17 protein-coding genes are annotated in these 15,233 nt (G+C 44.4%); 9 read left to right on the forward strand and 8 right to left on the reverse strand.

What is annotated here, in order from left to right; genetic code table 11:
- Window positions 1-83: 83 nt before the first annotated feature.
- On the reverse strand, window positions 84-2,555 hold the full coding sequence (gene fadE, locus K5620_RS06205; protein WP_016403661.1) for an acyl-CoA dehydrogenase FadE: 2,472 nt from the start codon (window positions 2,553-2,555) through the stop codon (window positions 84-86).
- A 214-nt stretch (window positions 2,556-2,769) separates the two neighbouring features.
- Here fadE and lpcA point away from each other — a divergent pair, with 214 nt between their 5' ends.
- Window positions 2,770-3,357: a D-sedoheptulose 7-phosphate isomerase gene (gene lpcA / locus K5620_RS06210; RefSeq protein WP_016403660.1), complete on the forward strand. Its 588-nt coding sequence runs from the start codon at window positions 2,770-2,772 to the stop codon at window positions 3,355-3,357.
- Window positions 3,358-3,381: 24 nt separating this feature from the next.
- On the forward strand, window positions 3,382-4,146 hold the full coding sequence (locus K5620_RS06215) for a class II glutamine amidotransferase (protein WP_016403659.1): 765 nt from the start codon (window positions 3,382-3,384) through the stop codon (window positions 4,144-4,146).
- 50 nt (window positions 4,147-4,196) lie between these two features.
- Here the strand turns inward: K5620_RS06215 and purN are convergent, their stop codons facing one another.
- Entirely contained in the window at window positions 4,197-4,838 is a 642-nt protein-coding gene (gene purN, locus K5620_RS06220) for a phosphoribosylglycinamide formyltransferase (protein WP_016403658.1), read from the reverse strand.
- A gap of 8 nt (window positions 4,839-4,846) precedes the next feature.
- Window positions 4,847-5,887, reverse strand: a complete 1,041-nt coding sequence (gene purM, locus K5620_RS06225; RefSeq protein WP_016403657.1) for a phosphoribosylformylglycinamidine cyclo-ligase — start codon at window positions 5,885-5,887, stop codon at window positions 4,847-4,849.
- Between the two features lie 173 nt (window positions 5,888-6,060).
- Between purM and upp the strand changes: the two genes are divergently transcribed.
- The 3 genes from upp to hda all read left to right on the forward strand — a co-directional run bounded on the left by upp (window position 6,061) and on the right by hda (window position 8,496).
- Complete coding sequence (gene upp, locus K5620_RS06230) at window positions 6,061-6,687, forward strand: uracil phosphoribosyltransferase (RefSeq protein WP_016403656.1); 627 nt, start codon at window positions 6,061-6,063, stop codon at window positions 6,685-6,687.
- 38 nt (window positions 6,688-6,725) lie between these two features.
- A complete protein-coding gene (locus K5620_RS06235) occupies window positions 6,726-7,721 on the forward strand; it encodes a DUF2066 domain-containing protein (protein WP_016403655.1) in 996 nt (331 codons plus the stop codon).
- 70 nt (window positions 7,722-7,791) lie between these two features.
- Window positions 7,792-8,496 (forward strand): DnaA inactivator Hda, encoded by a 705-nt coding sequence (gene hda / locus K5620_RS06240; RefSeq protein WP_016403654.1) that lies wholly within the window; start codon window positions 7,792-7,794, stop codon window positions 8,494-8,496.
- On the opposite strand, the gene K5620_RS06245 is transcribed toward hda, so the two are convergent.
- Genes K5620_RS06245 through bepA form a run of 3 tightly spaced genes read right to left on the reverse strand, consistent with a single transcriptional unit; the run spans window position 8,493 to window position 10,690 of the window.
- The gene (locus K5620_RS06245; protein WP_016403653.1) at window positions 8,493-8,888 is read right to left on the reverse strand and encodes a DUF2069 domain-containing protein; all 396 of its coding nucleotides are present in this window, start codon (window positions 8,886-8,888) and stop codon (window positions 8,493-8,495) included. The two genes, hda and K5620_RS06245, sit on opposite strands and share 4 nt — an antisense overlap.
- A complete protein-coding gene (gene arsC, locus K5620_RS06250; RefSeq protein WP_016403652.1) occupies window positions 8,881-9,231 on the reverse strand; it encodes an arsenate reductase (glutaredoxin) in 351 nt (116 codons plus the stop codon). The genes K5620_RS06245 and arsC overlap by 8 nt, the downstream gene beginning before the upstream one ends.
- A 19-nt stretch (window positions 9,232-9,250) precedes the next feature.
- Window positions 9,251-10,690 (reverse strand): beta-barrel assembly-enhancing protease, encoded by a 1,440-nt coding sequence (bepA, locus tag K5620_RS06255; protein WP_016403651.1) that lies wholly within the window; start codon window positions 10,688-10,690, stop codon window positions 9,251-9,253.
- A 129-nt stretch (window positions 10,691-10,819) separates the two neighbouring features.
- On the opposite strand from bepA, the gene K5620_RS21870 reads away from it, so the two are divergent.
- Both K5620_RS21870 and K5620_RS06265 read left to right on the forward strand, forming a co-directional pair.
- Complete coding sequence (locus K5620_RS21870; protein ID WP_016403650.1) at window positions 10,820-11,047, forward strand: sulfurtransferase TusA family protein; 228 nt, start codon at window positions 10,820-10,822, stop codon at window positions 11,045-11,047.
- A gap of 10 nt (window positions 11,048-11,057) precedes the next feature.
- Entirely contained in the window at window positions 11,058-12,146 is a 1,089-nt protein-coding gene (locus K5620_RS06265; protein WP_051147670.1) for an AI-2E family transporter, read from the forward strand.
- On the opposite strand, the gene bcp is transcribed toward K5620_RS06265, so the two are convergent.
- Window positions 12,147-12,611, reverse strand: a complete 465-nt coding sequence (gene bcp, locus K5620_RS06270) for a thioredoxin-dependent thiol peroxidase (RefSeq protein WP_016403648.1) — start codon at window positions 12,609-12,611, stop codon at window positions 12,147-12,149. It lies immediately after the preceding gene.
- 24 nt (window positions 12,612-12,635) lie between these two features.
- Complete coding sequence (locus K5620_RS06275) at window positions 12,636-13,163, reverse strand: glycine cleavage system transcriptional repressor (protein WP_016403647.1); 528 nt, start codon at window positions 13,161-13,163, stop codon at window positions 12,636-12,638.
- A gap of 234 nt (window positions 13,164-13,397) precedes the next feature.
- On the opposite strand from K5620_RS06275, the gene bamC reads away from it, so the two are divergent.
- The gene (bamC, locus tag K5620_RS06280; protein ID WP_221077458.1) at window positions 13,398-14,585 is read left to right on the forward strand and encodes an outer membrane protein assembly factor BamC; all 1,188 of its coding nucleotides are present in this window, start codon (window positions 13,398-13,400) and stop codon (window positions 14,583-14,585) included.
- A gap of 243 nt (window positions 14,586-14,828) precedes the next feature.
- On the forward strand, window positions 14,829-15,233 hold the full coding sequence (locus K5620_RS06285) for a hypothetical protein (protein ID WP_040307622.1): 405 nt from the start codon (window positions 14,829-14,831) through the stop codon (window positions 15,231-15,233).

Genomic DNA, 15,233 nt, shown 5'->3' on the forward strand with positions numbered 1-15,233 from the left:
TCAAATTCAATGCCTTGCTTCTGATACTGATAAAAAAAGCGAGCTATTGTTGCTCGCTTATTTTTGATTGATGAATTTTTGTATTAAGCGACGGAGTCTAAATCAGCTGCGTCTGTTTTGGTTAGGTTAGGGCGATTCTCTAATTGCTCATGGTCAAAGTCATCTACGTTAATTGCAGCCAACCTGCCTTGCTCTGTTCGGCGCATTAGGGCAGCTTCTTCAGCGTTAATTACACCAAGTTTTATACCTTCGTCGGCAAGTTTATCTAGCTGAGTGAAGGGGCGTTTCTCGCCAAGTGCTTTACATACTTTGTCGTATAGCGCTTCGCAAGCCAGTACATCCTCTAAAGTTTGCTCTAACTCACCATAAACATTGCCTTCTACTCGGCTATCAAAGCGGCCTTGTCCTACACGATTACGAGTTTCACTTGGCTCTTGTAGAATACGTGCAAGTTTATGGTCTAGCACATCACTTGGTGCATGGAAGGGCTTGCCAAGCGGGAACATCACTAAGCGCATTGCTTTACCTACCCATTTATTGGGGAAGTTAAGCAGTAACTCATCTAGGGCATTCTGTAATTGAAACAGAGAGTCTTGCATGCTCCAGTGCAGCAAAGGCAAATCTTCTTGTTTGCGGCCGTCATCGTCAAAACGTTTTAAAGTGGCCGAGCACAAGTAAAGCTGGCTTAACATATCGCCTAGGCGAGCTGATACGCGTTCTTTACGTTTTAAGTTACCGCCTAGTGTTCCCATAGCAACATCAGACAACAGCGCTAAATTGCTACTAAAACGAGTTAGTTGTTTGTAGTAGGCAGCCGTTTGGTCGGAGTAGGGAGTGCTAATTAAACTGTTGCTAGTTAGGCCAAACCAAAAACTGCGAACAAAGTTGCTGGTGGCAAAACCAAGGTGGCTAAATAGCGCTTTATCAAACTGTTGTAAGCCTTGGTTAAAATCGGGGTGTTGAGTAGCTTCCATTTCTGCAAGCACGTATGGGTGACAACGAATGGCGCCTTGCCCGTAAATAATCATGCTACGAGTTAGAATGTTTGCGCCTTCAACGGTAATGGCAATTGGTGCACCTTGATACGAGCGAGCCAAAAAGTTTTTAGGACCTAAGCAAATTCCTTTACCGCCCACAACGTCCATTGCATCAATGCTAGCACGCTGGCCTCGGTGGGTTAGGTGGTATTTTACTATGGCAGAAATAACCGATGGTTTTTCGCCAAGGTCGATGGCGGTTACGGTTAGGTCAGAAGCCGCTCCCATCATATAGGCGTTACCTGCTAGTCGAGCTAAAGGCTCTTCTACACCTTCCATTTTACCAATGGGTAATTTGAATTGGCGACGGATACGGGCGTAAGCACCGGTAGCTAAAGCCGCATTTTTAATGCCGCCCGTTGCACTGGAAGGCAGGGTGATTCCGCGGCCAACCGACAAACATTCTACAAGCATGCGCCAACCTTGGCCCGCCATTTCTTTACCACCAATGATAAAGTCGATAGGCACAAATAGGTCGTTAGCGCGGGTAGGGCCGTTCATGAAGGGAACGTTAAGTGGGAAGTGACGACGACCTACTTCAACCCCTTCGATGTCGGTTGGAATAAGTGCGCAGGTAATGCCAAGCTCTTCTTGCTCGCCAAGTAGTTTGTCGGGATCTGATAATTTGAATGCTAGGCCTAAAATAGTGGCCACTGGTGCTAAGGTGATATAGCGTTTATTCCAAGTAATTCGCATACCTAGTACTTGCTCACCTTGCCATTCACCCATACAAACCACACCTGCATCAGGAATAGACCCGGCATCTGAGCCGGCTTCAGGGCTGGTTAAGGCAAAACAAGGAATTTCTTTACCCTCTGCTAAGCGAGGAAGGTAGTGGTCTTGTTGTTCTTTTGTACCGTAGTGTTGCAATAATTCGCCTGGGCCAAGTGAGTTGGGCACACCTACTGTGCTAGATAATACTGCTGAAATACTGGCGAGTTTTTGTAGCACACAAGATTGCGCGTAGGCAGAGAACTCTAGACCACCGTATTTCTTTTTGATGATCATGGCGAAGAATTTATGCTCTTTCAAAAAGTCCCAAATTTCTTCGGGTAAGTCTGCTAATTCATGGGTTATTTCCCAGTCTCTGGTCATCGCACATACTTGCTCAACCGGGCCATCTAAAAAGGCTTGTTCTTCTGCACTTAGGCGTGGCGCCGGGTAGCTATGAAGCTTTTTCCAGTTAGGCGCTCCGCGAAATAGCTCGCCTTCCCACCATGTGGTACCCGCCTCGATGGCTTCTTTTTCGGTACGCGACATTTCGGGCATGATTTTTTTGAAGGTTTTGAACAGCGGTTTAGAGATCAGCTGTTGACGCAAAGGTTTAAAATTCAACCCACCAACAATTAACAAGTAGGCTAGCCAGAACAGCTCGCTAAATGGCGAGATAAAACTGTAAGCAGCCAGTGAGGCGGTTAGCACTAGGCTAAATGCCAGTAACGACGCTCTAAAATAAGCGAGCCCGCCCATTAATAATAGGCCACCTATGGCAGCAAAAAGGGGTAAGTAACTTTGCATCAATCTCTCCTTGGACTTGTAAGAGGTCTGACCTCTTTGTGTATTTGTAACGCAGTGGTTAACAAACTTCAAGTCTTTTACAAAATATCAACATAAGTTTAGTTGTATTTTTTAGTTAACAAATTGAGATATGCGCTGAATAGAACGCTGATCCTTACTAAAAAAAAAGTTATAGTGTGCAGCTAATAAGCCTTGCCCAGATAAGGGAACCTAGATGAAAAATTTGATAGTTGAAGAGTTACAAGAAGCTGTAACTGTTCTAAATGCTTTTATTGCCGATGAGAAAAACATTGACGCGATCGAACAAGCGGCTCGCTTGTTAGCCGACAGCTTTAAGCAACAAGGCAAAGTATTATCTTGTGGTAATGGTGGTTCTCATTGTGATGCCATGCATTTTGCCGAAGAGTTAACCGGCCGCTATCGTGAAAACCGCCCTGCTTACCCTGCTATTGCTATTTCAGATCCTAGTCACTTATCTTGCGTGAGCAATGATTATGGCTACGAGTATGTATTTTCTCGTTATATTGAAGGTTTAGGTCAAGCTGGTGATGTTCTCTTTGGCATTAGTACTAGTGGTAACTCAGGTAATATCATCAAGGCGATAGAAGCAGCAAAAGCCAAAGGCATGAAAGTGATTATTTTGTCTGGTAAAGATGGTGGCAAGATGGCGGGCCAAGCGGATGTAGAGATTAGAGTACCGCACTTTGGTTTTGCTGACCGCATTCAAGAAATCCACATTAAAGTGATTCATATTTTGATTCAGTTGATCGAAAAATACATGGCTGAAAAGCCTGTTACCTAAGTATTGTAAGTAGCGAGTAGTTGTATGTGTGAGTTACTAGGAATGAGTGCCAATGTTCCTACCGATATTTGCTTTTCCTTTACCGGCTTGGTTCAGCGCGGCGGCGTTACTGGACCGCATGTAGACGGCTGGGGTATTACTTTTTATGAAGGTAAGGGCTGCCGCAGTTTTAAAGATCCTGCACCAAGTTGTAAATCTAAAATTGCAGAGTTGGTTCAGGCTTTTCCGATTAAAAGTCAGGCAGTAGTAGGACATATTCGCCAAGCTAACCGCGGGTGTGTCTCCCTAGAGAATACCCATCCTTTTACCCGTGAGTTATGGGGACAAAATTGGACCTATGCTCACAATGGGCAATTAAAAGGATACAAGCAGCTTGATACTGGCTTCTTTAGGCCAATTGGCGCAACCGATAGCGAGCGTGCCTTTTGTTGGATCCTCGAACAGCTACGCATTAAGTACCCACGTAAACCCGCTAACATGAAAGCCATGTTTAAATTTGTGGCGAGCCTAGCCGATCAGCTGCGTGCAAAAGGCGTATTTAATATGCTGCTGAGCAACGGCGAGTTTGTGATGGCCTATTGTTCTACTAATCTGCACTGGATTACTCGCCGTGCTCCTTTCGGAGAGGCTCAGCTGGCCGATGCCGATGTTACTATCGACTTTTATAAAGAAACTACGCCAAATGATGTAGTGACAATGATTGCAACTCAGCCTTTAACCAATAATGAGCAATGGCAAAAAATTGCTAGCGGCTCTTATGTATTGTTTAAAGACGGTGAAGTTCAATAAAGCTTCTTAAGCTAAAACAAATAGAAAAAAAGCGCCTTTAGGCGCTTTTTTTATGAGTTAGCGTAACCGCTACTAGGGAGTATATTGCTGTCGAGCAGGGCGCTGTCATTTTCCATGCTCAAGCGTCCTTCAACAAACCAATTAACGACCAATGGGTATATGGCATGTTCTTGCACTTGTACCCTTGCTGCTAGTGTTTCGGCATCATCATCGCTAAAGACAGGAACTTTGGCCTGTAAAATTACCGGGCCTCCGTCTAACTCGGGGGTGACGAAGTGAATGCTGCAACCGTGTTCTAGGTCTTGGGCATCAATGGCGCGCTGATGGGTATTTAAACCTTGGTACTTGGGTAGCAAAGAGGGGTGAATGTTTAGCATCTTGCCGCTAAAACGTTCCACAAATGCTTGGCTAAGAATACGCATGAAGCCAGCCATCACGATTAAGTCAGCTTTATGCTGCTCAATCACTTCGGCCAAGGCCATGTCATAGCTTTCGCGATCGCTATACTCTTTAGGGTTTACAACTACCGTGTTAATGGCTGCCTGCTTAGCGCGCTCAAGGCCATAAGCGTCGGCCTTGTTGCTTACTACAGCAGAAATAGAGGCGTTGATACGCCCCTCTTTACAGGCATCAATAATGGCTTGCAGGTTAGTCCCTGAACCTGAAATCAATACAACAATGTTGCGTGCCATTATTTACCCTATTTAAATTCTACTTGGCCTTCGCCTTCAGCTACATCTTCAATGTGGCCAATTTTCCAAGCTGTTTCGCCGTGTTCTGCTAGTAAGGCTAGAGCAGCGTCTACTTCAGCTTCTGGTAAAGCGATAACCATGCCTACACCACAGTTGAAGGTGCGGTACATTTCTTCACGAGCCACGTTGCCATTCTCTTGCAACCAGTTGAATACTTCTGGCCATTGCCAGCTGTTTTCATCAACCACTGCTTTTGCGCCAGCTGGCAATACGCGAGGAATGTTCTCCCAGAAACCACCACCAGTGATATGCGATAAAGCGTGTACTTCACATTGCTTAAGCAGTGCAAGTACCGACTTAACGTAAATTTTTGTTGGGGTTAATAGAGTTTCACCTAGCGTGCTATCACCTAAAACTTGTTTAGGATCGGCATTAGATACCTCTAAGATCTTGCGAATTAGCGAGTAACCGTTAGAGTGAGGACCACTAGATGCTAAAGCGATTAACGCGTCACCGCTTGCTACTTTAGTGCCGTCGATAATTTCTGACTTTTCAACAACACCCACACAGAAACCTGCGATGTCGTAGTCGTCGCCATGGTACATGCCAGGCATTTCTGCAGTTTCACCACCAATTAAGGCACAGCCAGATTGCTCACAACCTTGACCAATCCCTTTAACTACGTCTGCTGCAGTATCAACTTCAAGCTTACCAGTTGCGTAGTAGTCTAAGAAAAATAACGGTTCAGCACCTTGTACAATAAGGTCGTTTACACACATTGCTACCAAGTCGATACCAACGGTGTCGTGTTTTTCCAAATCTAACGCTAAGCGTAATTTAGTACCTACACCATCGGTGCCAGCAACTAATACAGGCTCTTTGTAACCAGTTGGCAATTGACACAATGCACCAAAGCCTCCTAGTCCACCCATTACTTCTGGGCGCTGGGTACGTTTACTAACACTTTTGATACGTTCTACTAATGCATTACCAGCTTCGATATCAACGCCAGCATCTTTATAACTCAGAGGGGTGTTTTGTTTGGTCACGGGATTACCTTGCAACGAACATGGAAAAAAATTTCGCGATATTTTAGCAGTGTTAGCGGTCCGGTAACAGTAATAAACGATAACTAAGACATTTTGTTGATATTTGCTAACATATCTCCATTGAGCCTGATTTAAACTAGCGGCTCACAATTCGGTAAATCAAAGGAATAGAGATGAAAGTTGTTGAAGTAAAGCATCCTTTAGTTCGTCATAAAATTGGCCTAATGCGCGAAGCAGACATTAGCACAAAGCGTTTTCGTGAATTAGCACGCGAAGTATCCGCATTACTTACCTACGAAGCGACAGCCAACTTAGAAATTGAAGAAGTGACTATTGCCGGTTGGAATGGCCCAGTGAAGGTTGAACAAATTAAAGGTAAAAAGGCTACGGTTGTGCCTATTTTACGTGCAGGCCTTGGTATGATGGATGGTGTGTTAGAGCATATGCCTTCGGCAAAAACCAGTGTGGTTGGGATTTATCGTGATGAAGAAACTCTAGAGCCGGTTCCATACTTTCACAAACTAGTGAGCCAAATTGATGAGCGTTTGGCTCTTGTGGTAGACCCTATGCTAGCTACTGGTGGCTCAATGATTGCCACCATCGACCTACTTAAAGAGCAAGGCTGTAAAGACATTGTAGTATTAGTATTAGTTGCTGCTCCCGAAGGTTTAAAAGCTTTGGAGGCTGCACACCCCGATTTGGTCTTGTATACTGCGTCAATTGATGAAAAGCTAAATGAGCAAGGCTACATCCTTCCTGGTTTGGGTGATGCCGGCGATAAGATTTTTGGTACTAAATAGTACGCAAAAATAGTTAATTGAATCTCTAGGAGAGCGCAGTGATTAGAAAGTGGTTGTTGGTACTTAGTTTGGCAGTTGTGATGTTGCCGGTTCAAGCCTCGCTGCAAGAGGAACTTTACCGAGTTGAAGCACAAGCCACTGGCGATACCCAACAAGATCAGCAACAAGCTTTTGAGTTATTGGTACTGCGCTTAACTGGGGAGCAAGCTAGCAATGCTAATCCATTAGTTGCCAAAGCAAGAGCCAATATTAACCCGTATATTCAACAGTTTGCTTATCGCGACGATGCGATTTCGGTGCTATTTAACGAAGCAAAAGTAAATCAACTGTTGATGCAAGCTCAATTGCGTTTATGGGGGAAGCAACGCCCAGACATCGTATTGTGGTATGCCAACGAGCAGAATTTTAATCGAGAATTGTTAGCTGATAGTGCTCAACAAGATTGGTTAGAGGCTGGCCGCCAACAGGCGCAGCTACTAGGTTTGCCTGTTCGCCTCCCTGTTATGGATTTAGAAGATAGCATGGCGGTAAGTGTCAATGATGTATGGGGTGGTTTTGATGGCCCATTGTATGCGGCTAGCGAGCGTTACTCTGTGCCACTTATCCTGAGCTTTCGCCAATATCCTCAAGGTCAAAATTGGCAGATCCAATGGCGATTGTTAGACAGTGCAAGCCAAGTTCAACTTGATAGCGGCCAAGTACAAGCGCCACTAGCAGACGTTAGCGCTGCCGCTATGAGTGCGGTAAGTGCCAGTTTGGCCGAGCGTTATGGCGTGATATTAGGCGAGAATGCTGATGAAGCGATGTTAGTTAGTTTTGCCAACATAACCAGCATGAACAAATATGTTGAGTTGGAGCGCTTTCTTAACCAGCAACCTAGTGTGGCAAGAGTTACCTTACACAATGTAAAACAAGATACCTTTACTTTTGAGGTGCAACTGCTTAGCCCTTGGGAAGACCTTAAATCTTCACTTGATATCGCTCCGCGCCTGCAAGCGGATGAAACGCGAACAAAGTACTACTATTACCAGTAGCAAAAATTTTTCATCTTAATTACGAGCTGGTACAATGCCTCTAGACTTGTATCAGCTTTGATTTATCACTTTGAGTTTTTCCCCGCAATTATCACTTCCTGTACTGCTACCTGACGATGAAACCTTGGTAAGTTTTTACCCGGGCGACAATCAACAGTTACTAAGTGCACTGCGCAATCTTGCTTTAGATAAAGGCGAGAGGATGCTTTATTTATGGGGCAGTGAGGGATCGGGTAGAACCCATTTGTTGCATGCCAGCTGCACCGAAATGGCAGATGTGGGGGCGGCAAGTGCTTACTTACCGCTCGAGATGCACGCAGCAATGTCTCCTAAAATGCTCGAGGGTCTCGAGAGCATGGCCTTAGTTTGTTTAGACAACATTGATGCGATAGTGGGGATATCGGCTTGGGAAGAGGCTATTTTTGATTTTTATAATCGCCGTAAAGAATTAGCGTCTACCACCCGTTTAATTGTTACCGCCAATGCGCCAGCTCCTCAGTTGTCTTTTGCCTTGGCTGACTTACAGTCTCGCTTAAATTGGGGCGTAACTTATAAGTTGCATGAGCTAGATGATGAGCAAAAGCTAAGTGCTTTGCAATTACGCGCGGAACTACGTGGTTTGAAAATGCCGTTAGAAGTTGCCAGATTTTTATTGAAACGATTATCTCGTGATATGCCTACTTTGTTGAACAAGCTTGATCTGCTCGACCAAGCCTCAATCACTGCTCAACGTAAGCTAACCGTACCCTTTGTTAAAGAGATCTTAGAGCTTTAGTCTTTAGATTTATCTTTTAGCTTCTTTAAGCCTATCCCCAGCTCTTTACCGCGAAACTTCGCGTACTGTAATCCAAACCAAAACGCACTGAGTACTAATACTAGCTCTACTGCCGCTAACCAGCGTTCGGTGTCGGATACTACTAACAGCGTGGTGCTGTGAAGCACGTATAACAGCAGCACAAAACAACTCCAAGCATAGGTATAAGGTTTACCGCTCAAAATGCCTTTTAGCGGGAACAGCAATGGCACGACCCAAAAGATCAACATTAAACCTAGGCTAATATCAACCGGTGGTGATAGCCATAAATGCCATAACAGCACCCAAGCAAGAAGCGCCAAGTAACTACTCTTGGCAATTAGCAATAGTTGAGATGTGCTTAGCTTAGACAATCTCTAACACCTGCTCTGGTGGTCGGCCAATGCGTGCTTTATCTTGATTAATCACAATTGGGCGCTCAATCAGTTTAGGGTTTGCGTGCATAGCGGCTACCAGTTGAGCAGGAGTGAGCGATGCATCAGCTAAATTCAATTCTTTGTAGAGCGCCTCTTTAGTGCGCATTAACTGGCGAGGCTCAAGTTGCATCATGTCGAGCATCTTGCTGATATCCGCTTCGCTTGGCGGAGTTTCTAGATAAAGCACTATTTCTGGCTCGATGCCTTTTTCTTGAAGAAGCTGCAAGGTTTGGCGACTTTTAGAGCAGCGCGGGTTATGAAGGATCTTAATAGTAGACATGCTTATTCCTTGTATACATCTAGTTTAGCGACTCGAGTTCTTGCTCAGCAGCTTTAAATTGTTCAATTCTAGCTTGGATGCGAGCTTGCTCAAGATTGTTTTCTGTTAGGTTGTAGGCGCTATGTAGTTCGTCAATGGCGCGGCGATAATCTGAATGCAATGAAAGGTACTCGGCTCGCGCAGTATGGCTAGCAGCCATATTTTTGAGGCGTCGTTGGCTGCGGCTAAGCTCTCCCCAAGCCAGAGCATCGTTGGGGCGCTCGCGTAGGTAACGATCAAGCAGTTTGGCACCTTCTTCAAATTGGCCATTTTCGCTAAATGCGTGAGCCAAGTTGAGCACAATTACTTGATTATTGGGGTAACGAGTCTGCGCCACTTGCAAACGTTTAATTGCAGGTTGGTAGTTTTTCATTGCTAAATCGATGTCAGTTTGGGTATCGATTACAAAAAGGTTGTCGGGATGGCGCGTGGCAAGACCATCAACGATTGTTTTCGACTCTTTGTATTTACCCATACCAAACAAAGCTAAGGCTTTGCCATAGAGGGCTGCATCTTCAATTCGGTATTCTTTGCGCTTTATTACTCGGTTGTAGTGCTCTAAAGCTTCGGAAGGAGAAAGGGTGCCATGACGCACAATAATTCGTGATTTGGCAAACTGGAACGATAGGGAGGGCGCAACGTAACGATTAGGGTATTGATTTGCCCGAGCACGCGCTTCACTAACCCGCGTTTCTGGCAATGGGTGAGTGATTAGCATTTGCGGAGGCTTGCTAGCGTAACGGTATTTCTCGGACAGTTTGCCAAAAAAGTTGCCCATTCCTATTGGGTCATAACCGGCATTGGCCAAGGTGCGAAGGCCAATTCGGTCTGCTTCAAATTCGTTGGCACGGGTGTAGTTTATTGAGTTTTGCACACCTGCCGCCATGGTAGCCTGTAACGCTGCTATACCTGCAACTGGGTTGGCTATGCCTAGCAATAAAGAACCTAGCATACCGGCCATAGACAGGTTTTGCGCTGCCGCTTGGTTTTCAATACTTCGGGCAATATGACGTTGAGTAACGTGAGCAATTTCGTGAGCAATTACCGAGGCGAATTCACTTTCAGTATCGGCGTATAAAAATAAGCCAGTATGAATTTTTACGTAGCCACCAAGAAAAGCCGCAGCGTTAATTTCATTATCGGTTACTAAAAAGAAGTTAAAGGGTGTACGCACTAAATCAGCTTTGGCAACCAGGTGGTTGCCTAGCTCGGTGACATATTCAGATAACACTGGGTCATTGGTCATACGGCTACTAGCGCGAATAATTCGCATGTAGGCATTACCGTATATAATTTCTTTGTCGATGGATAAAGCCGACGCACCGGCGGTACCTATTTCAGGTAATTGATTATTGGCAGACATAAGAGGGGCGTAGCCAAACAGCAGGCCTGCTAAAACAAAATGTGCGAAACGCGTCATTGAAATCCGATAACTTTCCATTTGTATCGCGAGAATACCCCGATTTTGTTTGTTATTCAAAAGCTATAAATTGAGTCCTGATCAATAGCCTGTAATAATGTCATGGTTATTTTATGGTAATTATTACAAATGCTTTGCCTCGATTTACAAAAACACAACTGTCCTTACCCATTATTGGAAAGTAAGCTTTGGCTAAAACAAGCTAAAGTAGGTGATCAGATTCAGTTGCTGTTAGGGGACAGCGGATCACGTAGTGATATCCCCAAGTACTTTCGCCGATTAGGGCATGGCGTAAGTATAGAGCAAGGCGCCCGTGGTTTTTGCGTCACCATAACTGTCCACCCGCTAAAGGATTAAAGCTGTAACTATGTTTAAAGTCTTATCAAATTGGTACCGCCGCATGTTTTCTGATCCGGAAGCGGTGGCTATGGCTCTTGTGTTGGTTATTGGTTTTGTGCTGCTGTATTTCTTTGGCAATTTACTCGCACCATTACTTATTGCTTTAGTACTTGCTTACTTGTTGGATTGGCCAGTGAGCTTTTTAGCCAATCACGGATTTCGCCGGGGCTTTGCTAGCGCCTTAGTGCTACTCATATTTTTCCTGATTGCCACATTTACTGTATTACGCATTTTGCCCACCGTGTGGGGGCAGGGGATGAACTTACTCAGTGAGTACCCGGTGATGCTCAACAGCACTCAGCAATGGCTTGAGTCTCTGCCACAGCAATACCCAGAGTTTATCGACGGTGCCTTAGTAGAAAGTGTGGTAGACAATGTTAGAACCCGCTTAATGGGCGTGGGAGAGCAATTGTTGCAGTCTTCACTTTCGTCAATTATCAACTTAGCCACGGTGCTGGTGTATAGCGTGTTGGTGCCGTTGATGGTGTTTTTCATGCTAAGTGACAAACAAGTGTTACTGAATAGCGTGTCGCGCTTTTTGCCTAATGATCGTCGTTTGTTAACTCAAGTATGGTCAGAAATGAATGGCCAAGTGATTAATTATATTCGCGGCAAAGCGATTGAAATACTGCTCGTGGGCGGTGCTAGCTATATTGTGTTCGCAATTATGGATCTGCGTTACTCGGCATTACTTGGCGTGTTAGTGGGTTTGTCGGTACTTATTCCCTTCATTGGTGCCTTTGCAGTAACCCTACCGGTTGCTATGGTTGGCTTATTCCAGTGGGGGTTAAGCCCTCAATTTGGTTACCTTATTCTGGCTTACGGCATAATACAGGTGATTGATGGTAACGTATTGGTGCCCATTTTGTTCTCAGAAGCGGTTAACCTTCACCCCTTGGCAATTATTGTCGCGGTGTTGGTGTTTGGCGGCTTGTGGGGATTTTGGGGAGTATTCTTTGCAATTCCACTAGCCACTTTGGTGAAAGCGGTAATGAATGCCTGGCCGCACCATATAGAAAAGGTTGAGGACAACGAGCCCTCAACCTCTGCTGAATAGTTATTGGTTTAAGTAATCGAGCACTACTTGATGGTGCTCTTTAGTTTTAAACTTATTAAACACATGCTCAATTTGGCCTTGCTCGTCGATTAAAAAGCTAATGCGGTGAATACCATCGTATTCTTTACCCATAAACTTCTTTAAACCCCAAACTCCGAATTGGTCGGCAACTGCATGATCTTCGTCAGACAGTAAATCAAAGTTAAGCTGATGTTTTTCTATAAATTTAGGTAGGCGTTTTACTGGATCTGGGCTTACCCCAAATACTACAGTGTTCGCATCTTTGAGCTGTTCAATGCTGTCACGCAAGCCACAAGCTTGGGTAGTACAACCCGGCGTTAAGGCTTTAGGGTAAAAATACACCAATACTTTTTTACCTGCGTAGTCGCTAAGTTTAATGCGCTTTTCATCTTGGTTTGGCAAATCAAATTGCGGAGCAGCAGCTCCGGCCGTCAATGTGTTCATTAAAGGTGTCCTTTATAGTGGTACTTAATTTGACAAAATTTGTAAATTGAACTGCTCGCTGCCTAACTCTTGGCATAGTTGTGCAAATGCCTGTTCAATTTGTTCTGGTTGATGGGTTTGGTTTAGCTTTACGTCAAACTCAGCGTGTAACATCTCAATATTATTCTTAGTGAACAGATTTGATTTTAAGCTCACCATATTCATTTGATGGTCGCTGATAAATTGGGTCACTTTGCTAATCACCCCGGTTGCATCAGGCAAAGTTAATTGCAAAACGGCGGCATGTGAGTAATCGATCAATTCGTGGCGCGAGGTTTTTTTCATTACCGTTAGCAGTTGCAATTCTTGCGCGGTTGCGGGTAATCGAGTCTCTATTTGAATAATGGCATTATGAGTACCGGCCACTAGCATGATTAAGGTAAACTCTGAGCCAAAGAGTGCCATTCGGCTATCTACAATGTTACAGCCGCAGCTAGAAACCAGTTGAGTTAATTGATTGACGATGCCTGGCCGATTACTGCCAACAGCGGTGACCACAAGATGTTGACTCATATTCCGTTTTACATATTTAGCTAGATTTAGTGTGTCAGGATACTTGCTTAAAGCTGGGAATTCTAGCGCATATAAATTTAGCAGAAAGTAAAAGGTGAGTTTGTATCAAGCCCTGAATGTTTTCGCCTTGTGTTTATGAAAGTGGCTAAGTAGTATAGCGCCCTTACTCTGGATTGTTTTCGTATGACGAAATCGCTTACCAGTAAATATTTTTGTTTGTAGATGTAGTGGGATATGCAACTAGTTTCTTTTCCAACGATGAAAGTCGTGTTTTTTGGCAGCCTAGTAGCGACTCTGGCAGCATGCTCTAGTAGCGGTGAGAAACACCGTCAGGCTGAGCGAGGCTTTGAGTATTTAGAAGCTACTCAAGTAGAGCCTTTAGTGATCCCAGAAGGGATAACACCACCTGAGCAAAGTAGTGAATTTGTTATTCCAACACCGCAAGCTAAAGAGGAAGTTTTAGTCGGGTCGGCGGTAGATGTTCGCGCACCTGTGCAAATTATACCGCTCATCGCGGGAAGCCGTATCGAAAATACCGAAGACGGTCTGATTTTTTGGTTTGATATTCTACAAGCCCAAACCGCTACCGAAACAACAGCTACGATGATGCAAACCATTAGTGACTATATTGCCTATCGTGACTCTTCTATCGCTCGCCGTGATGACCAGCAAGCTATAATCGAATCAAATTGGTTAGTTGATGCCGAAACTGTAGAAGGTAGTTGGTGGTTTTTCTCCAGCGACACAGTAATGGAGCAACGCCAAAAATTTACCTATCAGCTAGATGTTAAACCTCATGGTCGAACCGCTGGTCTAAAAGTAAGCTTTATCGACGGTGAGATTTATCGCGACGGTGGAGACTTAGCGATTGATTTAGATGAGTTCGACAAGCAGCGCCTTGCAGTGGTAGAGCTTAATCGCTTAATTGGTTATATAAGTGACCGACGTGAAGAGCTAGAAGAACAGCTTGCGGCGCAACGTGAAGAAGCGCGCTTGGCGGCCATGAGTGAAGCCGAGAAAGAACAGCTTTACGATGAGACGGTTAACTTAGTATTAGTAAACGATAGCGGTGCTGCTTACTACAAAGCGCGTGCTAACATGGAAAAAACCATGAAGCGTTTGCGTTTAGTATTACCTCTAGCGGGTTTCACTATTACTGATTACATTGCTAACTCTGGCAGCTTGTACTTAACTTACGAGCGTCCACCGGAGCAAGTTCTTGAAAACTATGGTTTAAGCACCATGGAGTTTGAAGAAAAAGACTACATCTTTACGGTGGGCTCAAATGGCAATGTTACTCAAATTACCTTAAGTGATAATGAAGGTGTTGTACTTAAGCCAAGTGAAGTAAAAGCGCTGTATCCGTACTTAGCCATTCTGATGAAGATGGGCTTAGATACAAGCGATAGCTTGTCTCGATAATACTCGCTCGCATTAAGCTAGATTTATAAGGCCTCTTTAAGAGGCCTTTTTTATTAGCCTTTTATGTTTTTTCTTGCATCTTTGCCCTATAGGCAATTGACTATTACAGTGTGAAAAGCCATTTGTTTTTAGTTGAGAGTTCTTCCCCAGCTTAAAGTGGGCTTATCTACTCACTCTTGGCTAAACTTATTTTGGCTTGTATTCGTATTAAATAAGTAACTGATAGACTAAAAGGAAGATGTTATGAGATTTATACTAATTATTGGTGCTGTATTCGCTCTAAGCGCATGCAGCAGTCAAAATGTGGATACAGCTGAAAATAGCTCTATAGCGGTTGAACCCAGTCATTCCAGTGTGGAAAGTGTAGGCGCTAATTCTACAGAAACAACTGCTACCACTGCTGCTGGGGAAGCCAGTAACTCTAGCGTAGATACGATTGGCGCAAATGAGGCGACAAGCGAAACGACAACGCCGGTTATTGATCCAGAGGTAGACGCAATGTTTGGGCAGCTAATTCGACAGTCTATCGCGAACGGAAATGAACAACAGGCCTTGAAGCTTGTAGAAGATGCCGAGCAAGCCGGTTCACTCAAGGCCAGAGATGTTTATTTGCAGGCTTTAGAAAAGCAAAAGGAACAGCAGCAGTAA

Origin of the sequence: Agarivorans albus (assembly GCF_019670105.1) — a bacterium.
GTDB classification, from domain to species: Bacteria; Pseudomonadota; Gammaproteobacteria; order Enterobacterales; family Celerinatantimonadaceae; genus Agarivorans; species Agarivorans albus.